General features: G+C 66.1%; 20 protein-coding genes. 14 read left to right on the forward strand and 6 right to left on the reverse strand.

Annotated features, from left to right (window positions below; translation table 11 throughout):
• The first annotated feature begins 187 nt into the window (after positions 1-187).
• Together ACQR03_RS15915 and ACQR03_RS15920 are read left to right on the forward strand one after the other, a co-directional pair.
• On the forward strand, positions 188-643 hold the full coding sequence (locus tag ACQR03_RS15915) for a DsrE family protein (protein ID WP_315826031.1): 456 nt from the start codon (positions 188-190) through the stop codon (positions 641-643).
• A gap of 116 nt (positions 644-759) precedes the next feature.
• A complete protein-coding gene (locus tag ACQR03_RS15920; RefSeq protein WP_315713918.1) occupies positions 760-2,007 on the forward strand; it encodes a TAXI family TRAP transporter solute-binding subunit in 1,248 nt (415 codons plus the stop codon).
• A 318-nt stretch (positions 2,008-2,325) separates the two neighbouring features.
• Here the strand turns inward: ACQR03_RS15920 and ACQR03_RS15925 are convergent, their stop codons facing one another.
• Both ACQR03_RS15925 and ACQR03_RS15930 read right to left on the reverse strand, forming a co-directional pair.
• Positions 2,326-2,967, reverse strand: coding sequence for a glutathione S-transferase family protein (locus ACQR03_RS15925; RefSeq protein WP_316193527.1), 642 nt, complete (start codon positions 2,965-2,967; stop codon positions 2,326-2,328).
• A gap of 3 nt (positions 2,968-2,970) precedes the next feature.
• Positions 2,971-4,239 carry a serine hydrolase domain-containing protein gene (locus ACQR03_RS15930; RefSeq protein ID WP_316193526.1) on the reverse strand — a complete coding sequence of 423 codons (1,269 nt, stop codon included), beginning with the start codon at positions 4,237-4,239 and terminating at the stop codon, positions 2,971-2,973.
• Positions 4,240-4,449: 210 nt separating this feature from the next.
• Between ACQR03_RS15930 and ACQR03_RS15935 the strand changes: the two genes are divergently transcribed.
• Together ACQR03_RS15935 and ACQR03_RS15940 are read left to right on the forward strand one after the other, a co-directional pair.
• Positions 4,450-4,653: a hypothetical protein gene (locus ACQR03_RS15935; protein WP_315713915.1), complete on the forward strand. Its 204-nt coding sequence runs from the start codon at positions 4,450-4,452 to the stop codon at positions 4,651-4,653.
• A 161-nt stretch (positions 4,654-4,814) separates the two neighbouring features.
• Positions 4,815-5,201: an ester cyclase gene (locus ACQR03_RS15940; protein WP_315713914.1), complete on the forward strand. Its 387-nt coding sequence runs from the start codon at positions 4,815-4,817 to the stop codon at positions 5,199-5,201.
• 138 nt (positions 5,202-5,339) lie between these two features.
• Here ACQR03_RS15940 and ACQR03_RS15945 read toward each other — a convergent pair whose 3' ends face one another.
• Positions 5,340-5,723, reverse strand: coding sequence for a cell division protein ZapA (locus ACQR03_RS15945; protein ID WP_284423241.1), 384 nt, complete (start codon positions 5,721-5,723; stop codon positions 5,340-5,342).
• Positions 5,720-6,070: a DUF4164 domain-containing protein gene (locus ACQR03_RS15950; RefSeq protein ID WP_315713913.1), complete on the reverse strand. Its 351-nt coding sequence runs from the start codon at positions 6,068-6,070 to the stop codon at positions 5,720-5,722. Before ACQR03_RS15950 ends, ACQR03_RS15945 begins: the two co-directional genes overlap by 4 nt.
• Positions 6,071-6,338: 268 nt before the next feature.
• On the opposite strand from ACQR03_RS15950, the gene tkt reads away from it, so the two are divergent.
• The 10 genes from tkt to ACQR03_RS16000 all read left to right on the forward strand — a co-directional run bounded on the left by tkt (position 6,339) and on the right by ACQR03_RS16000 (position 16,727).
• Positions 6,339-8,324, forward strand: coding sequence for a transketolase (tkt, locus tag ACQR03_RS15955; protein ID WP_434841712.1), 1,986 nt, complete (start codon positions 6,339-6,341; stop codon positions 8,322-8,324).
• A 213-nt stretch (positions 8,325-8,537) separates the two neighbouring features.
• Positions 8,538-9,545 carry a type I glyceraldehyde-3-phosphate dehydrogenase gene (gap, locus tag ACQR03_RS15960; protein WP_315826029.1) on the forward strand — a complete coding sequence of 336 codons (1,008 nt, stop codon included), beginning with the start codon at positions 8,538-8,540 and terminating at the stop codon, positions 9,543-9,545.
• 104 nt (positions 9,546-9,649) lie between these two features.
• A complete protein-coding gene (locus ACQR03_RS15965; protein WP_315713910.1) occupies positions 9,650-9,793 on the forward strand; it encodes a hypothetical protein in 144 nt (47 codons plus the stop codon).
• Between the two features lie 26 nt (positions 9,794-9,819).
• Positions 9,820-11,010, forward strand: a complete 1,191-nt coding sequence (locus tag ACQR03_RS15970; protein ID WP_315826028.1) for a phosphoglycerate kinase — start codon at positions 9,820-9,822, stop codon at positions 11,008-11,010.
• Positions 11,011-11,056: 46 nt separating this feature from the next.
• A complete protein-coding gene (locus ACQR03_RS15975; protein WP_434841713.1) occupies positions 11,057-11,326 on the forward strand; it encodes a hypothetical protein in 270 nt (89 codons plus the stop codon).
• Positions 11,327-11,516: 190 nt separating this feature from the next.
• Positions 11,517-12,584 carry a class II fructose-bisphosphate aldolase gene (gene fba / locus ACQR03_RS15980; protein WP_316201453.1) on the forward strand — a complete coding sequence of 356 codons (1,068 nt, stop codon included), beginning with the start codon at positions 11,517-11,519 and terminating at the stop codon, positions 12,582-12,584.
• Positions 12,585-13,013: 429 nt separating this feature from the next.
• Positions 13,014-14,036, forward strand: coding sequence for a class I fructose-bisphosphate aldolase (locus ACQR03_RS15985; protein WP_434841714.1), 1,023 nt, complete (start codon positions 13,014-13,016; stop codon positions 14,034-14,036).
• Positions 14,036-14,713, forward strand: a complete 678-nt coding sequence (locus ACQR03_RS15990; RefSeq protein WP_316169472.1) for a thiamine phosphate synthase — start codon at positions 14,036-14,038, stop codon at positions 14,711-14,713. The genes ACQR03_RS15985 and ACQR03_RS15990 overlap by 1 nt, the downstream gene beginning before the upstream one ends.
• A 10-nt stretch (positions 14,714-14,723) precedes the next feature.
• Entirely contained in the window at positions 14,724-15,806 is a 1,083-nt protein-coding gene (locus tag ACQR03_RS15995) for a tetratricopeptide repeat protein (protein WP_316193523.1), read from the forward strand.
• A 129-nt stretch (positions 15,807-15,935) separates the two neighbouring features.
• Positions 15,936-16,727 (forward strand): inositol monophosphatase family protein, encoded by a 792-nt coding sequence (locus tag ACQR03_RS16000; protein ID WP_315713903.1) that lies wholly within the window; start codon positions 15,936-15,938, stop codon positions 16,725-16,727.
• Positions 16,728-16,995: 268 nt separating this feature from the next.
• Here the strand turns inward: ACQR03_RS16000 and ACQR03_RS16005 are convergent, their stop codons facing one another.
• Together ACQR03_RS16005 and ACQR03_RS16010 are read right to left on the reverse strand one after the other, a co-directional pair.
• A complete protein-coding gene (locus tag ACQR03_RS16005; protein WP_434841715.1) occupies positions 16,996-17,592 on the reverse strand; it encodes an outer membrane protein in 597 nt (198 codons plus the stop codon).
• Between the two features lie 185 nt (positions 17,593-17,777).
• On the reverse strand, positions 17,778-20,933 hold the full coding sequence (locus tag ACQR03_RS16010; RefSeq protein WP_434841716.1) for a multidrug efflux RND transporter permease subunit: 3,156 nt from the start codon (positions 20,931-20,933) through the stop codon (positions 17,778-17,780).
• Between the last annotated feature and the right edge of the window lie 4 nt (positions 20,934-20,937).

The raw sequence follows: 20,937 nt of genomic DNA on the forward strand, positions 1-20,937 counted from the left end.
GCAGCCTGGATTGCTTCGCCTCGCCACTGCGCTCGCAATGACGCCGTGGTGATGACGGCGCTCCCGCGGCAGCGCCGCGTCGGCAGCGCATAGTCTTGCCACGATTCAGGCTCATCGACTTGGAGCTGAGGTTGTGGCAGATCATGCCTACATCCCAATGCCCTGTATCGTACATTGGAGTCCTGGCATGCGCTTCGATCTCAAAACCGTCACGGCCGCCTGCGCGCTACTGATCGCGTCGGCTGCTGCGAGCCTCGCCGCCGACGTCAAGATTCATCGCGTCTCGATCCAGGTCGATCAGAACGATCCGGCGATCATGAATCTCGCGCTGAACAACGCCACCAACATCATGGAGACGTTCAAGGAGAAGGGCGAGGAGGTCGAGATCGAACTCGTCACCTATGGACCCGGGCTGAACATGCTGCGCGAGGATACCTCGCCGGTGAAGGACCGGCTCAAGCAGATCGCCGAGCTCAGCTTTCCCGCCAAGATCAAGTTCTCCGCCTGCAACATCACCAAGCGCGGCATGGAGAAACGCGAAGGACATCCGATTGCGATCGTCACCGAAGCGAGCCTGGTGCCATCGGGCGCCGTCAGGCTGATGGAACTGCAGGAGAGCGGCTGGAGCTACCTGAAACCTTAGGTAGTTTCTGCCCCAAAACTGCCAGCTTTAGGGCTCATTGAGATACGACCTTGGATTGAGCTGTGTCATCAGTCTGCTCGGGGGATGGCGAGCAGACGCGATCGGGGACTAGTCACATGCACAGAGTACTCGCCCGGCCGGCGCTGCTGGCGCTGGCAACGCTTTCGGCTGCCTTGCTCACCCCCGTCGGCGCGGTGCTTGCGCAAGGGCAGTCCGCCGCTCCGCTCTCGATCAAGCCTGCGCGCGCGTCGGAACGGCGGGCCGTCGAGCCTCGGGTCTCCGAGACCCGCGCGCCCGAGCCACGGAGCGCCTCGGACGAAGCCGCCATCAAGACGCGCATGAACCAATGGACCGTCGGCCTGGCCGCGGGCCTGCCCGACGGTGGCTTCGTGCGCTTCGCCAGCGAGATGGCGCGGACCATGGACGACGGCGACAACATGCGCCTGATCCCGATGGTGACGCGCGGCACCACCTCGAACATCGCCGACCTGCTCTATCTGCGCGGTGTCGACGTCGCGATCACCTATGCCGATGCATTCGACTTCTATGCCAGGCAGGCAGGCCTTTCCAACATCAACGACCGCATCCGCTACGTGCTGCGCTTCTTCATCTCCGACGTGCACATCTATGCGCGCGAGGAGTTCAAGTCGCTGCAGGACCTGAAGGGCCAGAAGGTCGCGGTGGGCACGGCGGGCGTGGCCGCCGCCCACACCGGCCCACTGATCTTCCGGCGCCTCGGCATCGACATCGAGCCGGTCGCGGTCGGTGGCCCCGTCGCACTGGAGAAGCTGCACAAGGGCGAGATCGCCGCGATGGTATATGTCGCCTCCAAGCCCGGCGAACTGTTCAGCGGCAAGAAGGCGGATCCTGGATTCCACTTCGTGCCGGTGCCGTACACGCAGCAATTCTCGGACTTCTACTATCCGACCAGCATCAAGGCCGACACCTATCCAGGGCTGGTCGCACCCGACACCGCCGTGGAAACCATCGCCGTGCCGTCGGTGCTGGCCGTCTACAACTGGAAGCCCGGCAGCGACCGCGCCGACCGCGTCAACCGCTTCGTCGACACGCTGTTCACCAACCTCGCGCGGCTGCAGCAGCCGCCGTTCCATCCGGGCTGGAAGGATCTCAATCTCGAGGCCCAGGTGCCGGGCTGGCAGCGCTATCCGTATGTCGACGCCGTGCTGGAGCGGATGAAGAAGGAGGCCAATGTCGGCCTGCCGCCCGCCGCGGCCGGCAGTCTCTCGCAGCAGGAGCGCTTCGATGCCTTTCTCGAATCGCAGGCCAAGGCGCCGACCTCGAAGGCGGAGAAGGAGGAGCTGTATCGCTCCTTCCTGGACTGGAGCCGCAAGCGGCAGAAGTGAGCAGGCGATGGGCTGATGACAGCGGGCGAGGTGGTGGGCTGTCGACCATAAGTTCATTTGCATTCTCGCCCTAACGCTGGCGTGTTGCGAGACGCTGAAAAATAGTGAGACGAGATATGGCGGCTCGGGCAGTCAGCTCTCTCTCCCTGTTCTCGCGGGGAGAGGGTTGGGGTGAGGGGCCGACGCACGGGGAGTGCACGTCGTGAGACCTGTACTCCCTCACCCGGATTGCATCTGACGATGCAATCCGACCTCTCCCCGCAAGCGGGGCGAGGTACACCGAGCAAGCCGCCAAAGCGATCTTCCGACCCGCGACGATCAGCTCAACAACAACGCCATCCCCGGATCCCCCTTGGCCATCGCGCGCTGATAGGCCGGGCGCGCAGCGATGCGGGCGAGATAGGCGCGGATGTTGGGGAAGGGTCCGAGATCGTAGGGCAGGAAGTAGCGCATGGTGGTAAGCGAGAACACGGTCATGATGTCGGCGGTGGTGAGCGCGTTTCCCGCGAGATAATCCACCTCGCCGCAACGCGCCTCGACCAGCGCGAAGGCACGGTCGAGCCTCGCCCTGATGGCGCCGAGAACCGGATTGTCGTCGGGCAGATGCAGCCGGTTGAGGATCATCAGTCGGCCCATCGCCGCCTGCAACGTACCGTTGGCGAAATGAAGCCAGTAGAGGAACGGCGCGAAGCTGGGATCATCAGGCCCAGGCCGCAAGCGGTCTTGGCCGTAGGTCGCGGTAACGTAGTCGACGATCGCGCCGGATTCGGCGAGCACGAGATCGCCATCGGTGATCACGGGCGCCGCGCCGATCGGATGCAGCGCCTTGTACTCGGGCGGCGCCAGCATCGTCCGGGCGTCGCGCGTGTAGCATTTCAGTTCGTACGGAATTTCCAGCTCCTCGCAGAGCCAGACGATACGTTCGGACTGCGACTTGCCGAGGTGATGAACCGTGAGCATGCGCTATTTCACCATCGCGCCATAGACGATGTCCTGCACCTGCTCGCGATAATATTTGCGCAAGTCCCCGGGCGCCGCCGTGCCGACCACGACGACGAGACGCTCCCTGGGATCGCAGAAGAACTGCGTGCCATAGGCGCCGTTCCAGCTGAACTCACCGGGATTGCCGGGCACCGCCGACAGGCCCTCGCTGACGCGCACGGCGACGCCGAGCCCGAAGCTGAAGCCGGCGCGATGCGGCTCCACATTGGCGACGGTGTTCTTGATCTCGGGCCCGAGATGGTTGGAGGTCATGTGGTGCACCGTCTTCGGACTCAGGATGCGCGCGCCGTCGAGCTCGCCGCCATTGAGCAGCATCTGGCCGAAGCGGACGTAGTCGCCGATGGTGGCGAACGAGCAGACGCCGCCGCAGTCCGACTTGGTCGGCGTGTCCAGCAGCTTGATCGCCTGCGGCTTGCCGGTCAGCGGATTGTTCGGAAACGGATGCGCCAGCCGCGGGCGCTGTGCGTCGGTCGGCGCGAACGTCGCATCGGCCATGCCGAGCGGCTTCCAGAGATTGGCCGACAGATATTCCCCGAGCCGCTGCTCGCTGACCTTCTCGATCACGGCGCCGAGCACGTCGATGGAGAAGCCGTATTCGAACTGCGTGCCGGGCTGATGCGCCAGCGGCAGCTTGGTGATGCGCTCGATGAACGCCTGGGTGTCGCCTTCGATCGCAGGCGCGGTGCCGTCGGGATAGAGCCGCGCCACCGCGCTCGAGCTGTCCGGCCGGCCGCCATACATCAGGCCCGAGGTGTGGCGGTAGAGATCATGGATCAGGATGGGGCGGGCCTGCGGCACCAGCAGCAGCGCTCCGTTCTCCTGGGTGACGCCGACCTTCATGTCGGCGAATGCCGGATAGTAGTCGGCGAGCCTGGCCTGCAGCGGCAGCCGCCCCTGCTCCATCAGCATCAGCCCGCCGACCGCAGTCATCGGCTTGGTCATCGAGGCCAGGGCGAAGATCGCGTCGAGCGGCATCGGCGTGCCCTTGACCGGATCGAGCTGGCCGTAGGCCTTGTAATGCACGAGCTTGCCGTCACGCGCGATCGCCACGACGGCGCCGGGCACGCGCTTGGCGGCGATCTCGCGAGCGAAGAAATCATCCATGCGTGCGAGACCCGCCGGCGAGAAGCCGACCTCGTCGGGCTTGGCTTCCGGCAGCGGCGCGGCCGCGAGCTGCGTGATGATCATGGTGAAGGCTGTGGCTACGGCCGCCTTGAGCAGCGTCTTCATGGGCACTCCCTGATGCGCGGGCGATCCCGTTTGTCGCCACGGGATTCAATGGCTCCGCCTGGACAATGAGTAGAGGACACAGGGAGGAACGACAAGCGGTCGCAACACGATCGCATCGCGATGACGTGATCGGCTTCGCTGCCGCACAACGGCGTATCCGCGCGACCAATCGGAGGGGACGGGTGAGACCGCTGACACGCGAGATCACGCATGCTGAGGACAATCGGACTCATCCTTCACACGCTCTGGGCCATTTGTACGCTTGCGACCGGAGCCTTCGTCGGCGCAGCCGTCGGCTTTCACTATCATGGCTGGATCGGCGCCATTGTCCTCGGCGTCATCGGCCTGGGCGTCGGTAGCCTGGCGGCGGCCTACCCGCTGGAGACGATCGCGACGCTGTTGGAGGGTCTTTGACGCGAGGGCCATGTAGCCCGCATGAGCGAAGCGACGCCCGGGAAAGCGCGGGCACCGAGATGGTCTCGGATATCGCTGACCTTCATTGAGGCTACGGGCTGGGAACCGCCATGCCGGCCCCGTGTTGTTCGATGCAACGCGTTCGTCCAAACAGCCGCGCCATGACCGGACCCGAGCTCGCCAATCACTATCGCGGCTATATCGTGTGCCTGAATGCGCAGGCTTGGCCGCAGCTCGGCGATTTCGTGCACGAGCACGTCGTTCACAACGGCCGGCAGCTCGGACTCTCCGGCTATCGCGACATGCTGATCGGAAACTTCGCCGACATTCCCGATCTCCGTTTCAACATCGGCCTGCTGCTATCAGACCCGCCCCGCGTCGCGAGCCGGCTGTACTTCGACTGCACGCCATCCGGCGAATTTCTCGGGCTCGCCATCGACGGCCAGCGCGTCGCCTTCACCGAGAACGTGTTCTACGAATTCCGCGAGCGCAAGATCGTGGAGGTGTGGTCGGTCATCGACAAGGCCGCAATCGAGGCGCAGCTGTGAATGCGAACGCGTGGCGGCACCAGCCGCCCCAATGGGCTCAAGGCCGGGACGACACCTTGGATGAGGCGGCAGGTCAGACAATCGCTGATGGAGAGACCCACAACACGATGATACGTTGTCGCGAGGGCTTGAATCGTCTCACCCGATCGCCACACCACCGCCGATGGTGCGGTTCAGCACCTGTGTGGTGCGCTCGATGCGCTCGGCGGCGGCGTTCAGCGCCTTCGCCACCGCGACCTGCGTGGCACGGGCGCGGTCGCTGGCCTGGTTGCGGACGTTGCGCAGGCCTTCGAGCTCCTGCTCCAGCACCTGGACGCGCTGATTGGCATCGATCAGCTCATCGCACACGGTGAGCGCCGCCATCACGGTGAGTCGGGCGTCGCCGATCTCGCCGAACTTGCCGCGCAGATTGGTGATGCGCGTCTCGAGACTCTCCGCGAGCTTCAGCAGCCGCAGCTCCTGGCCCTCCTCGCAGGCCATGCGATATTGACGGCCGTTGATGGTGACGTTGATGTGGCTCATTCCTCGTCCTCATCATCATGCGCGGCGTCCTGCCCGTCGCCGCCAGCGAGCACCGCGCGGATGGTGCCGATCGCGGTGTCCAGGCGTTCGGCGATCTCGCGGTTGGTGCGCTCGAGCCGGCGCGTCTTCATCAGGGAGCCGTCGAGCTCGTCGGCGAGACGCGAGCGGTCGGCGCCGAGCGCCTGGATGCGCGTCGCCAGCTCGTCCTCGTCACGATCCGCCTCGCGCCGCCGCTCGACCGCGCTCTCCAGCGCGTCGAGGGCCGTCATCAGTCGCCGCGTCGCCGCCTCGAGATCGGCGGCGCCGGGTTCCACCTGGCCGGTAAGATTGGCAGGGTGATCGTTCATGGCACGGATGCGAGGCCCTCGGAGCAAGCGGGATGCGACAAAAGCGCTGTCCGGCAAGCGGTTACGGGCAAAATCTTACGTGGTGGGCGAGCCAAGCGCAACGCTCGGCCGAAACTATGCACTACTAAGCAACTTTTGGGAGGTTCCCGGCGTTGCAGAACCTTTGATTCCCGGAACCGAGGTGCTAATCAGCCCGCAAAATCCCGGCCCGCCAGCAATACCGGCGGCGCTCCTGTCATCAGCATTTCACGTTTGGACGGATTCCAGCATGACGCAGGTCGATCACTCCCGCATGGCCAACGCCATCCGCGGGCTCGCAATGGACGCCGTCGAGAAGGCCAAATCGGGCCATCCCGGCCTGCCGATGGGCGCGGCGGACGTCGCCACCGTGCTGTTCACCCGCGTGCTGAAATACGATGCCGCAGCGCCCGCCTGGCCGGACCGCGACCGCTTCGTGCTGTCGGCCGGCCACGGCTCGATGCTGCTCTATGCGCTGCTGTATCTGACCGGCAACGAGGAGATGACGCTCGACCAGATCAAGCGCTTCCGCCAGGTCGGTTCGCTCACCCCCGGCCATCCGGAGAATTTCCGCACCAAGGGCATCGAGACCACCACCGGCCCGCTCGGCCAGGGCATCTCCACCGCGGTCGGCATGGCGCTGGCCGAGAAGATGCTGCAGGCGGAATACGGCAAGAAGATCGTCGACCACCACACCTATGTGCTGGCCTCGGACGGCGACCTGATGGAGGGCATCTCCCAGGAAGCGATCGCGATGGCCGGGCACTGGAAGCTCAACAAGCTGATCGTGCTGTGGGACGACAACGGGATCTCGATCGACGGCCCGCTGTCGATCGCCGACTCGGTCGACCAGGTGAAGCGCTTCAAGGCGTGCGGCTGGGCCGCCGAGCTGATCGACGGCCATGATCCCGAGGCGATTGCGGGCGCGATCGCGCGGGCGCAGAAGTCGTCGAAGCCGTCGCTGATCGCCTGCAAGACCACCATCGGCTACGGCGCGCCGACCAAGGCCGGCACCTCCAAGGTGCATGGCGAGGCGCTCGGCGCGGAGGAATTGAAGGGCGCCAAGGAGAAGCTCGGCATTTCGCAGGAGCCGTTCTCCGTGCCCGACGACGTGCTCGCCGCCTGGCGTGAGGCCGGCCGCCGCGGCGCAACCGCACGGGCGGAGTGGGAGACCCGGCTCGGCGAGATGGGCCCGCGCAAGCGCGCCGAGTTCGAGCGCCGGCTGCGCCACGAGCGGCCCGCCGCGCTGGCGAAGGCGCTGAAGGACCACAAGAAGGCGCTGCTGGAGACCCCGCTCAACGTCGCCACCCGCAAATCGTCGGAGGCCGCGATCGAGGTGATCGCAGCCGCCATGCCGTTCGAGTTCGTGGCCGGCTCCGCCGACCTCACCGGCTCCAACAACAACAAGGCGAAGTCGGCCGTCTCGTTCTCGGCCAAGACGCCGAAGGGGCGCTTCATCCATTACGGCATCCGTGAGCACGGCATGGCCGCCTGCATGAACGGCATCTTCCTGCATGGCGGCTTCGCGCCGAACGGCGCCACCTTCCTGGTGTTCTCGGACTACGCGCGCGGTGCTATCAGGCTGTCGGCGCTGATGGGCGCGGGCGTCGTCTATGTGCTGACGCATGATTCGATCGGCCTCGGCGAGGACGGCCCGACGCACCAGCCGGTCGAGCATCTGGCCGCGCTGCGCGCGATCCCGAACATGCGCGTGTTCCGGCCGTGCGACGCGGTCGAGACCGCCGAATGCTGGGAGCTGGCGCTGAACCGCACCAACGGCCCGACGGTGCTGGCGCTGACGCGGCAGAACCTGCCGCAGCTGCGCACCTCCGCGCCGGCGGACAACCCCTGCAGCCGCGGCGGCTACGAGCTCGTCGCCGCGCAGGGCGAGGCCAAGGTCTCGCTGTTCGCGACCGGCTCCGAGGTCGAGATCGCCGTTGCGGCGCAGAAGCAGCTCGCCGAGCGTGGCATCCCAGCCCGCGTCGTCTCGGTGCCGTCGCTGGAGCTGCTGCTCGAGCAGCCGGCCGAGGCCAGGGCCAAGATCATCGGCAACGCTCCGGTCAAGATCGCCATCGAGGCCGCGGTGCGCTGGGGCTGGGATGCGGTGATCGGCCAGGACGGCATCTTCATCGGCATGCATTCGTTCGGCGAGAGCGGCCCGGCCAAGGAGCTCTACAAGCATTTCGGCATCACCGCCGAGGCGGCTGTTGCGGCGGCCGTACAGCGGCTGGCGTAAAGCCCGCTCGCTCCTCCGCGGCGGTTCACCAAATCAGGAGCGCCGCGCGAACATGATTCGCGACGGTTGAGCGAGCGCAAAAAAAGGACTACGAAAGGGCCATATCGTCCGCTCGCGCCCGGCAGAACCGGGCGTCAACAGGTCCAAACCCTCGTAGAGCCCTTGCCAGGGGCCGGCTACGAGGGACGAGAAACGTCATTGAAGGAGACGAAAATGGCAGTCCGGGTCGGGATCAACGGGTTTGGCCGCATCGGCCGCAACGTTCTGCGCGCCATCGCGGAATCGGGTCGCAAGGACATCGTGGTGGTCGGCATCAACGATCTCGGCCCGGTCGAGACCAACGCCCACCTGCTGCGCTTCGACAGCGTGCACGGCCGCTTCCCCCATACCGTGACCGTCGACGGCGACACGATCGATATCGGCAACGGCAAGATCAAGGTCACCGCCGAGCGTGATCCGTCGAAGCTGCCCTGGAAGGACCTCGGCGTCGACATCGCGCTGGAATGCACCGGCATCTTCACCTCCAAGGACAAGGCCTCCGCGCATCTGACCGCCGGCGCCAAGCGCGTGCTGGTCTCGGCCCCGGCCGACGGCGCCGACGCGACCATCGTCTACGGCGTCAATCACACGACGCTGACCAAGGATCACCTCGTCGTCTCCAACGGCTCCTGCACCACCAACTGCCTGGCGCCGATCGCCAAGGTGCTGAACGACACCGTCGGCATCGAGACCGGCTTCATGACCACGATCCACGCCTACACCGGCGACCAGCCGACGCTCGACACCATGCACAAGGATCTCTATCGCGGCCGCGCGGCGGCAATGTCGATGATCCCGACCTCGACCGGCGCGGCCAAGGCGATCGGCCTGGTGCTGCCCGAGCTGAAGGGCAAGCTCGACGGCGTCGCGATCCGCGTGCCGACGCCGAACGTCTCGGTGGTGGATCTCAAGATCGTCGCCAAGCGCAACACCGACCCGAAGGAGATCAACGAGGCGATGAAGCGCGCCGCCGAGCAGGAGCTCAAGGGCGTGCTCGGCTACACCACCGCGCCGAACGTCTCGATCGACTTCAACCACGATCCGCACTCCTCGACGTTCCACATGGACCAGACCAAGGTCATGAACGGCAACCTCGTGCGCGTGATGTCCTGGTACGACAACGAGTGGGGCTTCTCCAACCGCATGGCCGACACCGCCGTCGCGATGGGCAAGCTGCTCTAACTCTCGCCCAGTCATTCCGGGGCGCCTTGCAGAGAGGCCCCCGGAATCTCGAGATCCGGGTGCGGTCCTGCGGACCGCCCCGGAACGACGGCTGAGGAAGCGCGATGACCCTTCCCAACTGGCTTGGAATCCCCGGCGCGCTGCTGCTGATCGGCCTGATTGCCTATGGTTTCCGCCAAGGCATGCGGGTGACGACGAAGCAGGAAGGCGATCCGCCGGAAAACACCAACGGCTACAATCAGCCCTGATAGTCCCTCGTTCAACGGTGGCTTCAATGAAACAATTCCGCACCCTCGACGACGTCGACGTCAAAGGCAAACGCGTGCTGCTGCGCGTCGACCTGAACGTGCCCATGGAGAATGGCCACGTCAGCGATGCGACGCGCCTGGAGCGCGTCGCGCCGACCATCAATGAGATCGCGACCAAGGGCGGCAAGGTCATCCTGCTCGCGCATTTCGGCCGGCCGAAGGGGCGCGATGCCAAGGACTCGCTGAAGCCGGTCGCCACTGCGCTCTCGCAGGTGATCAAGCGTCCTGTCGCCTTTGCCGACGATTGCATCGGCGAGCCGGCGGCGACCGCCATCGCCGCGATGAAGGACGGCGACGTGCTGTGCCTGGAGAACACGCGCTTCCACAAGGAGGAAGAGAAGAACGATCCGGCGTTCGTCGCCGAGCTCGCCAAGCTCGGCGACATCTGGGTCAACGACGCCTTCTCCGCCGCGCACCGCGCCCACGCCTCGACCGAAGGCCTCGGTCACAAGCTGCCGGCCTATGCCGGCCGCACCATGCAGGCCGAGCTCGACGCGCTCGACAAGGCGCTGGGACGGCCGGCCAAGCCGGTCATCGCGATCGTCGGCGGCGCCAAGGTCTCTACCAAGATCGACCTGCTGGAAAACCTCGTCACCAAGGTCGATGCGCTGGTGATCGGCGGCGGCATGGCCAACACCTTCCTGCATGCCCAGGGCGTGCAGATCGGCAAGTCGCTGGCTGAGAAGGATCTCGCCGCCACCGCGCTCAGGATCATGGAGAAGGCCGAGGCCTCGAACTGCGCCATCATCCTGCCGGTGGATGCCACCGTCTCCTATCACTTCGCGGCCAACTCGCCGTCCTTCGCCTATGGTCTCGACGCCATCCCGCCGGACAGCATGATCCTCGACGTCGGCCCGCAGTCGACCGCCCGCATCCATGCCGCGATCGACGACGCCGCGACGCTGGTGTGGAACGGTCCGCTCGGCGCCTTCGAGCTGACCCCGTTCGACCGCGGCACGATGGTCGCCGCCAAGCACGCGGCCGAGCGCACCAAGGCCAAGAAGCTGGTTTCGGTGGCCGGCGGCGGCGATACCGTCGCCGCGCTCAACCAGGCCGGAGTTGCCTCGGACTTCACCTATGTCTCGACCGCCGGCGGCGCCTTCCTGGAGTGGATGGAAGGCAAGCCGCTGCCGGGCGTCGAGGTGCTGAAGGCCTGATCTTTCCACGCTTGTCGGCCATGGATGTTTCTGTTATGTTCCTTCCATGGCTGACACCCCGATAGACGCTGTGCACTCGATCCTGATCAAGATTCAGGAAAGCATCGTTGCGCTCCGGGCTGAGTTTCGATCTGAGCTTGGGTCGTTTAGGCAATCGACCGAGACGCGGTTCGATAGCTTGGAAACCTTGATCCGCAAGCAGCGTCGCGATTCCGCTGGCATGCTGGTCATGATGCGCGCGGCGGCGAGCGACTTCGACGAGCGGGTCAGCGAGGTCGAAGAGCGCATCGCGGCTCTCGAAGCCAGGAAGACCTGAGCCCCACCGCGCTACCCGTTGCGACGGATTTCACCGCCAACCTCAGCGGCGCCCGATGGTGCTGCCTGGTCGCCTGCGTCGCCCGCAACCCTTGGAATCTCCCGACCACCGCGTTATGCACGGTGCAGCAGTTTCGACGCGTGCGTCAGCCGCCGCACGGTCCAATCCTTAATCTCAGGGAGTTCCAGCCATGGCTCGTATCACGTTGCGTCAATTGCTTGATCACGCGGCGGAGCACGATTACGGCGTCCCCGCCTTCAACATCAACAACATGGAGCAGGCGCTGGCGATCATGGAGGCCGCGAATGCGGTCGACGCGCCGGTCATCATCCAGGCCTCGCGCGGCGCCCGCTCCTATGCCAACGACGTCATGCTCAAGCACATGATGGACGCGGTCACCGAGATCTATCCGCACATTCCGGTGTGCGTGCATCTCGATCATGGCAACGGTCCCGACACCTGCATGACCGCGATCCAGTCCGGCTTCACCTCGGTGATGATGGACGGCTCGCTGAAGGCCGACGGCAAGACCCCGGCTGACTGGGACTACAATGTCGGGGTCACCAAGACGGTCGCCACCATGGCGCATCTCGGCGGCATCTCGGTCGAGGGCGAGCTCGGCGTGCTCGGCTCGCTCGAGACCGGAATGGGCGACAAGGAGGACGGCCACGGCGCCGAGGGCAAGCTGTCCCACGACCAGCTGCTGACCAATCCGGACGAGGCCGTGAAGTTCGTGCGTGAGACGCAGGTCGACGCGCTCGCGATCGCGATGGGAACGTCGCACGGTGCTTACAAATTCACGCGCAAGCCGGACGGCGACATCCTCGCCATGAACGTGATCGAGGAGATCCACCGCAAGCTGCCGAACACGCATCTGGTGATGCACGGCTCGTCCTCGGTGCCGCAGGATCTGCAGGAGATCATCAACACCTATGGCGGCAAGATGAAGCCGACCTGGGGCGTGCCGGTCAGCGAGATCCAGCGCGGCATCAAGAACGGCGTCCGCAAGATCAACATCGACACCGACAACCGCATGGCGATGACCGGCCAGATCCGCAAGGTGCTGTCGGAGCACCCGGAGGAATTCGATCCGCGCAAGTACCTGAAGCCGGCGATGGAGGCGATGGCCAAGCTGTGCAAGCAGCGCCTGCAGGAGTTCAACACCGCCGGCCAGGCCTCGAAGATCAAGCGCGTGCTGACGACGGCCGAGATGGCCAAGCGCTACGCCAACGGCGAGCTCGCCCCGAAGGTCGCGTGAGCGTTCGTCGTGTAGTTCGACCTTCGCCCTGAACTCGGTGTGCTCCCCTCCCCCTTGCGGGTAGGGCTATCGCATCTGGCGCTTTACGTCTTGCGCCCGCCTTTTTCCACTTCGTCATGGCCGGGCTTGTCCCGGCCATCCACGTCGTCCGGCGACCTTGGAACGACGCGGATGCCGGGGACAAGCCCGGGCATGACGGAGTCGCTCGTTGGCAGCAGTTCGTGCCGCGATTGCCGAATTTCGTCAAATGCGATCGCCCTGCCCGTGCGGGGAGGGGAGCCGACTGCCGCTGAGTTGACAAGGTTGCCCCATCAGCAACCTCCCTTTCACCTCTCCGAGAGTCCGCCTCACCTGCGGCCAATGTTTGCTCGGCAACCGCCCGAGAACCGTCTATTTTGATGGGCAGGGCAGGTGCGTCTGGAGCCAAGCATGAATCTCTCCGCACTGAACACCACGGCCCTTGCCATGGTCGCGCCGGGCAAGGGCATTCTCGCCGCCGATGAATCCACCGGGACGATCAAGAAGCGCTTCGATGCCATCAAGGTCGAATCGACCGAACAGAACCGCCGCGACTATCGCGAGATGCTGTTCCGCAGCGCAGGCATGTCGTTCATCTCCGGCGTCATTCTCTATGACGAAACCATCCGGCAGAACGCCGCCGACGGCACCCCGCTGGTGAAGCTGATCGAAGCGGCCGGCGCCATTCCCGGCATCAAGGTCGACGAGGGAACGCAACCGCTGCCCGGCTGCCCCGGCGAGCGGGTCACGGCCGGGCTCGACAGGCTTGCGGATCGGCTGGCGACGTACTACGCGCTGGGTGCGCGCTTCGCCAAATGGCGGGCCGTGATCGATATCGACAAGGACAACATCCCTTCGATGACAGCGATCCATGTCAACGCGCATGCGCTCGGCCGCTATGCCGCCCTGTGCCAGGCCGCGAACATCGTGCCGATCGTCGAACCGGAGGTGCTGATGGACGGCGATCATGACATCGCTCGCTGCTTCGACGTCACGCGCCGCATCCTGAACGAGGTGTTTCGTGAATTGCGCATCCAGCGCGTCGCGTTGGAAGGCATGATCCTGAAGCCCAACATGGCGGTCCCGGGCAAGCAATCGCCGGACCAGGCCGGGGTGCAGGAGGTCGCCGAAAGGACCGTCCAACTGCTGAAGGAATGCGTGCCTGCGGCGGTGCCCGGCATCGCCTTCCTGTCCGGCGGACAATCCGACGAGAGCGCGACCGCGCATCTCGACGCGATGAACCGGCTCGGTCCGCTGCCCTGGAGGCTGACCTTCTCCTATGGCCGTGCCTTGCAGGCCGCGCCGCAACAGGCATGGGCCGGCAAGGCGGCGAACATCCCCGTCGGCCAGCGGGCCTTCACCCACCGCGCTCGCATGAACGCGCTTGCCAGCCGCGGCCAGTGGACCGCCGCGCTCGAGAAAGAGGCCGCCTAGTGTCCGGCAAGACGACATCCGCGCGGCCCGCGCCGCGCCTGTATCTGGCAACGCCGGTCGTAACCGACGCAGCGGCGCTGGCCGCCGGCCTGCCGGCGATCCTCGCCAGCGCCGATGTGGCGGCGGTGCTGGTGCGGCTGAAGGAGAGCGATCCCCGCAGCATGATCACGACGGTCAAGACGCTGGCGCCGGCGATCCAGGGCGCCGGTGCGGCGCTGCTGATCGACGGCCATCCCGACATCGTGGCCCGCGCCGGCGCCGATGGCGCGCATCTGACCGGCGTCGCCGCGCTGGAGGAGGCGCTGCCCGGCCTGAAGCCGGACCGCATCGCCGGCTGCGGCGGCCTGTCGACACGCCATGATTCGATGCGCGCCGGTGAGCTCGGCGCCGACTATGTGCTGTTCGGCGAGCGCGACGCGCAGGGACGGCGGCCCTCGCCGGATGCCGTCAATGAGCGCCTGGCCTGGTGGGCCGAGCTGTTCGAGCCGCCCTGCGTGGGCTATGCGATTTCGCTCAAGGAAGCCGCGGACTTCGTCGCCGCGGGAGCCGATTTCGTGCTGGTCGACGACCTCGTCTGGAACGACGCCCGCGGTCCGGCCCCTGCTCTTGACGAGATCAGCGCCGCGATCCGGAGCGCGCATACGGCCGTGCCGGCCGACGCGCCGGGACAGAGCTGAACCGCTGCCAATGACGATCCTGCGCTTGACATGTCTTGTTGCTGCGCTCGCCATGGCGACGACGGGCGCGGCCGCGCAGATCTCGTTGACGCCGCCTGCTCAGCAGCCGCCGACGGAAAAGCCCAAGCCGGTCGAAAGGCCGGCGGAGAGGCCCAAGCCGCCGGCACCGTCCGCTGCGAAGAAGCCTGCTCCTGCCCCGCCGGCCAAGCCGGCCGCCCCGGCGCCGACCGCGACGCCACAGCCCGCCGCCAATGATCCCAATGTCGACGTGGTCTACGGCGCCTATCAGCGCGGCCAGTACAAGACCGCCTTCGATCTCGCCACGCCGCGGGCGCAGGCCGGCGATCCCAAGGCCATGGCGATGCTCGGCCAGCTCTACGAAAACGCCATGGGCATCCGCCGCGACTACGACAAGGCGGCGATCTGGTACAAACGCGCCGCCGAGGCCGGCGACCGCGAAGCGATGTTCGCGCTGGCGATGATGCGGCTGGCCGGGCGCGGCGGCCCTGTCGACAAGCTCGAGGCGGTCAAGCTGCTGGCCTCCGCCGCCAAGCTCGGCGAGCCCAAGGCGGCCTACAATCTCGCGCTGCTCTATCTCGACGGCCAGACCTTTCCGCAGGACCTCAGACGCTCGGCCGAGCTGCTGCGCCTTGCTGCGGATGCCGGCAACGCCGAGGCGCAATACGCGCTGGCGACCTTCTACAAGGAAGGAACCGGCGTGCCGAAAGACCTCGAGAAGGCCGCTCGCCTGCTGCAGGCCGCGGCGATCGCCGACAATGTCGACGCCGAGGTCGAATACGCGATCGCGCTATTCAACGGCACCGGCGTGCCGAAGGACCAGCCCGCGGCGATCGCGCTGCTGCGCAGGGCCGCGCGGCAGAACAGCCCGGTCGCCCAGAACCGACTGGCATGGGTGCTGCTGTATGGAATCGCCACCCAGATGGACAAGGTCGAGGCCTACAAATGGCACCTGGTGGCCAAGACCGCCGGCAAGGGCGACCCCAAGCTCGACGAGAAATTCGCCGACATGCCCCCCGAAGACCGCGCCAAGGGCGAACAGGCCGCCAAGCGCTGGCTGGGCACCATCAAGTGACCGGCCGCTGATCCGGCCTTGACGCGGCGGCCCCGGCAGGGCACCCACAGCCAGCCATTTCACCCGCCTTCGTCCGCTTCCGGGGAAGGCGCGCACCGCGAGGTGCGGTCAGCCCAGCGCATCGAGCTCATGATCCATTCCGCCCTCATCAATGTCATGGTCAAGGCCGCGCGCCGCGCCGGCCGCAACCTCAAGCGCGATCTCGGCGAGATCGAGCACCTGCAGGTGTCGCTGAAGGGACCGGCGAACTTCGTCTCGCGCGCCGACAAGAAGGCCGAGGAGATGCTGTACGAGGACCTCTCCAAGGCCCGGCCCGGCTACGGCTTTCTCGGCGAGGAAGGCGGCAAGCGGGAAGGCAGCGACAAGTCGCACACCTGGATCGTCGATCCGCTCGACGGCACCACCAACTTCCTGCACGGCATCCCGCAATTCGCGATCTCGATCGCGCTCCAGCGCGAGGACACCGTGATCGCCGGCGTGATATACAACCCCGCCAATGACGAGCTCTACATCGCCGAGCGCGGCAAGGGCGCGTTCCTCAACGACCAGCGGCTGCGCGTCGCCGCACGGCGCCAGCTCCATGAATGCGTCATCGCCTGCGGCCTGCCGCATATCGGCCGCGGCGACCACCAGCTGTTCCTGCGCGAGATGACCTCGCTGCAGGTCAAGGTCGCAGGGCTCCGCCGCTTCGGCGCCGCCTCGCTCGACCTCGCCTTCGTCGCCGCCGGTCGCTTCGACGCCTATTGGGAACGCGACCTGCAGCCCTGGGACATCGCGGCCGGCCTGATCATGGTGCGCGAGGCCGGCGGCACCGTATCGGGCATCGACGGCAAGGAGGACGCGCTGGCGACTGGGCACGTCGTGTGCGGCAACGAGGTCATTCACCGCGAGCTCGTGAAGGTGCTGAAGGCGGCGGCGTAGTTTTGATTCTGCGCGGCCACGCCGTTCGCCTTCTTATAGAATGCCACACCGCTCGCGTCACATACGGTGTCGTCCCGGCCTTGAGCCGGGACCCATAACCACCGGCTGTTCTGATGGAGCGAGATGGGGCGACCTGCGCGCCTCAAACATCTCCCTGGGGGTATGGGTCCCGGATCTGCGCGCGCATACGCGCGCTTGTCCGGGACGACGCCGAGGATGGAGTTGGCGGCCGAGCTCTACCGCCGGAAAGCTATCTACAGCCTGAACGCTATCTGCGCCCGCTGGTGAACGCCTGCGGCGTCGCGCCGGGCAATGCCGGGGAATTGATGTCGCTGTCGATGCGATCGGACGACTGGCCGGCATAGCTGAAGCCGAGCGACAGGCTGACATTGGACGTCGGCTTGAACTCGACGCCGCCATTGATCGCGTAGGCCGGCGTAGACGTCGAGCGTCCGTCGAATGTTGCGAACGGGCCGCCCAGGCCGGGATTGTATTTCAGCGTGTCGAAGCCGCCGTAGAGGCTGACCCCGCTCTTGAACGTGTAGCCGTACTGCGCGCCCTCGGTGGTGTACGAGCCGAGCGCCCCATAGCGATTGACGATGTTCGAACTCAGGCCGACTCCCGAAAGCGCCGCCCAATTGTTCGTCACGCTGTAGCGCCGCGCGAAGAAGCCGCTGTCGCTGCCGTTCGTCGTGAAGCTCGGAAAGTTGCCGTAGGAGTCGAGGCTGCCGGCATCGCTGAAGCCGACCGGCCAGCCCGGCAGCCAGTATTTGACGGGACCTGATTGGCCGTGAGCCGCGTGGCTGACGAAGGAGAGACCAGCAAGCGCGATTGCGAAGACAGATTTGCGAGAGACCATCGACATGCCGTGACCGTTTAGATGCTGTGGGAGCATACACGCGGAGAGTGGCGAACTCCAGCCGGCGTCGGTGGAGTTCCGTTCTCCCGGCACGAGCGGTGTGCTCCCCTCCCCCTTGCGGAGAGGGGAGCGGACCGCCTGCGAGGCAAGACCGCAGCACAATCCTCCGAAAAAGGCCTATTCGACCTCACTCACGGCTTCGCCGGTGCCGGCGGCCCATAAGCCTCAAGCTCCGCCACCGGCTCCGTCTTCTCCCGATCCCCCGCGAGCACGCGCTGGACCGAGACGAAGAACACGGGGACCATCAACAGCGCCAGGATCACCACCGCGATCATGCCGCCCATCACATTGGTGCCGAGCGCCTGCTGGCTGGCACCGCCGGCGCCCGTCGCCATCGACATCGGAAGCACGCCGCAGACGAAGGCGAGACCGGTCATGATGATCGGGCGGAAGCGCAAGGAGCAGGCCTCGATCGTCGCCGCGACCAGCGGCTTGCCGTGGGCGCGCAGATCCTTGGCGAACTCGATGATCAGGATCGCGTCCTTGGCGGCGAGACCGATGATGGTGATCAGCGCCACCGTGAAGTACACATCGTTGGACAGGCCGCGCAGATTGGCGGCGACGACGGCGCCGAGGATGCCGAGCGGCACGGTCAAGAGCACCGCGAGCGGGATCGTCCAGCTCTCGTAGAGCGCAGCGAGACACAGGAACACGACCAGCGCCGAGAGACCGAGCAGCAGCGGCGCCTGCGAACCCGACAGCTTCTCCTGCAACGACTGTCCGGTCCATTCATAGCCGAAGCCACGCGGCAGCTTGCCGGCGAGGCGCTCCATCTCCTTGAGCGCGTCGCCCGAGGTGTAGCCCGGCTTGGCCTCGCCGGAGATGCGGATCGCCGGATAGTAGTTGAAGCCGGCGATCTGGCTCGGTCCCTTGGCCCATTGGATGGTCGCGAACGACGAGAACGGCACCAGCTGCCCCTTCGCGTTCTTGACGCTGTAGTTGAGGATGTCGTCCGCGTTCATGCGGCTGATGCGGTCGGCCTGCACGACGACGCGCTGCATGCGGCCGCGGTTCGGGAAGTCGTTCACGTAAGTAGAGCCGAGATTGGTCGAGATCGTGGTGTTGATGTCCTCGAAGGTGACGCCGAAGGCGCCGGCCTTCTCGCGGTCGATCATCAGATTGACCTGGGGTCCCGGCGGCAGACCCTCGACATAGACCTTCTGCAGCACCGGGCTCGCATTGGCCTCGGCGATCAGCTGGTCGGCGGCAGCGATCAGCGCAGCATAGCCCTTCTGGCCGCGGTCCTGCAGGCGGAAGCTGAAGCCCGAGGAGTTGCCGAGATTGTCGATCGGCGGCGGCTGCAGCGCCGTGATCTTGGCGTCGCGCAAGCCGGCGAGATCGCGATTGATGTCGGCGACCAGCGCCGCGGCACTGTCACGCTTGCCGCGCTCCGACCAGTCCTTCAGCGAAATGAAGGCCTGGGCGGTGTTGACGCCCTGACCGGCATAGCTGAAGCCGGTCAGGAAGGTGACGTCCTCGATCCCTTCGCGCTTGGCGAGATACTTCTCGACCGCCTCCACCGCGGCCTGCGTCCGCGCGTAGGACGAGTCCGCCGGCGTCTGGACGTCGGTGGTGATGAAGCCCTGGTCGTCGACCGGCAGGAAGCCGCCGGGCAACTGGATGAAGGCGAAGGTCAGCCCGACCAGGAAGATCGCATAGATCAGCATCAGCCGTCCGGTGCGCTTCAGCGCGCCGCCGACCACGCCGGTGTAGCGGTTGCGGCTGTTGTCCATGAAGCGGTTGAACCAGCCGAACACACCCTTCTTTGCGTGGCCGTGGCCGGCCGTGACCGGCTTCAGCAGCGTCGCGCACAACGCCGGGGTCAGCGACAGCGCCAGCAGCGCCGAGAAGCCGATCGCCGCCACCATGGTGACCGAGAACTGCCGATAGATGATGCCGACCGAGCCGGGGAAGAACGCCATCGGCACGAACACCGCCATCAGCACCAGCGTGATGCCGATGATGGCGCCGGTGATCTGGCCCATCGCCTTGCGCGTCGCCTCCTTCGGCGACAGCCCCTCCTCGGTCATGATGCGCTCGACGTTCTCGACCACGACGATGGCGTCGTCGACGAGGATGCCGACCGCGAGCACCATGCCGAACATCGTCAGCATGTTGATGGAGTAGCCGACCAGCATCAGCGTTGCGCAGGTGCCGAGCAGCGCCACGGGCACCACGATGGTCGGAATGATGGTGTAGCGGATGTTCTGCAGGAACAGGAACATCACCACGAACACCAGCACCACGGCTTCGACCAGGGTCATCAGCACCCGCTTGATCGACGCCTTCACCACCGGCGTGATGTCGTAGGGAATCTCATAGCTGATGTTGGAGGGGAAGAAGCGCGACAGCTCCTTCATCTTGGCCTCGACCGCGCTCGCGGTCGCCAGCGCATTGCCGGTCGGCGACAGCAGCACCGAGAGACCCGCAGTCGGCCTGCCGTTGAGGCGGGTGTTGAACTGATAGCTGAGGCCGCCGATTTCGACGCGCGCGACATCGCGCAGCCGCACCGTCGAGCCGTCGGGATTGGCACGCAGGATGATCGATCCGAACTCGTCGGGCGAATCGAGCTGGCCCTTGACCAGCACCAGCGCCGAGGTGCGCTGCGAGGTCGTCGCGGGCTCGGCGCCGATGCTGCCCGAGGCGACCTGCGCGTTCTGCGCGCCGATCGCCTTGGTGACGTCGTCGGCAGTGAGGCCGTAGCCGATCAGCTTGGCGGGATCGAGCCAGACGCGCAGCGAGCGCTCGGTCGAATACAGCGTGGCGCGGCCGACGCCGGGAATGCGCCTGACTTCGCCGAGCACGTTGCGGATCATGAAGTCGCCGAGGCCGACCTCGTCGAGGCTGCCGTCGGTCGACTGCAGCGTGATGATCTGCAGCACGGCGGCGGAGGCTTCCTCGACCAGGATGCCCTGCTGGATGACGGCGCGCGGCAGCCGCGCCTCGACACGCTTGAGGCGGTTCTGCACCTCGACCGAGGCGTCATTGGTCGACGTGCCCGGCACGAAGTTCGCGGTGATCTCGACCTGGCCGAGCGAGTCGCTGGTGGATTCGAAGTTGAGAATGCCGGAGGCGCCGTTGAGCTCCTCCTCGATCAGGCGCGTGACGCTGTTGTAGAGGTTTTCGGGCGAGGCGCCGGGATAGCTGGTCGAGATCGAGATCGAGGGCGGCGCGATGATCGGATATTGCGCCACCGCCAGCAGCGGAATCGCGATCGCGCCGATCAGGCAGATGAACAGCGCGACCACCCAGGCGAAGATCGGCCTGTCGATGAAGAAGCTCGGCATGGCG

Origin of the sequence: Bradyrhizobium sp. HKCCYLS3070 (assembly GCF_051167575.1) — a bacterium.
Classification (GTDB): domain Bacteria; phylum Pseudomonadota; class Alphaproteobacteria; order Rhizobiales; family Xanthobacteraceae; genus Bradyrhizobium.

Bases quoted from the DNA above. Each gene is read 5' to 3' on its own strand.
- ACQR03_RS15915 (WP_315826031.1), top strand. From the start codon at position 188: ATGCGCTTCGATCTCAAAACCGTCACGGCCGCCTGCGCGCTACTGATC.
- ACQR03_RS15920 (WP_315713918.1), top strand. From the start codon at position 760: ATGCACAGAGTACTCGCCCGGCCGGCGCTGCTGGCGCTGGCAACGCTT.
- ACQR03_RS15925 (WP_316193527.1), bottom strand. From the start codon at position 2,967: ATGCTCACGGTTCATCACCTCGGCAAGTCGCAGTCCGAACGTATCGTC.
- ACQR03_RS15930 (WP_316193526.1), bottom strand. From the start codon at position 4,239: ATGAAGACGCTGCTCAAGGCGGCCGTAGCCACAGCCTTCACCATGATC.
- ACQR03_RS15935 (WP_315713915.1), top strand. From the start codon at position 4,450: ATGCTGAGGACAATCGGACTCATCCTTCACACGCTCTGGGCCATTTGT.
- ACQR03_RS15940 (WP_315713914.1), top strand. From the start codon at position 4,815: ATGACCGGACCCGAGCTCGCCAATCACTATCGCGGCTATATCGTGTGC.
- ACQR03_RS15945 (WP_284423241.1), bottom strand. From the start codon at position 5,723: ATGAGCCACATCAACGTCACCATCAACGGCCGTCAATATCGCATGGCC.
- ACQR03_RS15950 (WP_315713913.1), bottom strand. From the start codon at position 6,070: ATGAACGATCACCCTGCCAATCTTACCGGCCAGGTGGAACCCGGCGCC.
- tkt (WP_434841712.1), top strand. From the start codon at position 6,339: ATGACGCAGGTCGATCACTCCCGCATGGCCAACGCCATCCGCGGGCTC.
- gap (WP_315826029.1), top strand. From the start codon at position 8,538: ATGGCAGTCCGGGTCGGGATCAACGGGTTTGGCCGCATCGGCCGCAAC.
- ACQR03_RS15965 (WP_315713910.1), top strand. From the start codon at position 9,650: ATGACCCTTCCCAACTGGCTTGGAATCCCCGGCGCGCTGCTGCTGATC.
- ACQR03_RS15970 (WP_315826028.1), top strand. From the start codon at position 9,820: ATGAAACAATTCCGCACCCTCGACGACGTCGACGTCAAAGGCAAACGC.
- ACQR03_RS15975 (WP_434841713.1), top strand. From the start codon at position 11,057: ATGGCTGACACCCCGATAGACGCTGTGCACTCGATCCTGATCAAGATT.
- fba (WP_316201453.1), top strand. From the start codon at position 11,517: ATGGCTCGTATCACGTTGCGTCAATTGCTTGATCACGCGGCGGAGCAC.
- ACQR03_RS15985 (WP_434841714.1), top strand. From the start codon at position 13,014: ATGAATCTCTCCGCACTGAACACCACGGCCCTTGCCATGGTCGCGCCG.
- ACQR03_RS15995 (WP_316193523.1), top strand. From the start codon at position 14,724: ATGACGATCCTGCGCTTGACATGTCTTGTTGCTGCGCTCGCCATGGCG.
- ACQR03_RS16000 (WP_315713903.1), top strand. From the start codon at position 15,936: ATGATCCATTCCGCCCTCATCAATGTCATGGTCAAGGCCGCGCGCCGC.
- ACQR03_RS16005 (WP_434841715.1), bottom strand. From the start codon at position 17,592: ATGTCGATGGTCTCTCGCAAATCTGTCTTCGCAATCGCGCTTGCTGGT.
- ACQR03_RS16010 (WP_434841716.1), bottom strand. From the start codon at position 20,933: ATGCCGAGCTTCTTCATCGACAGGCCGATCTTCGCCTGGGTGGTCGCG.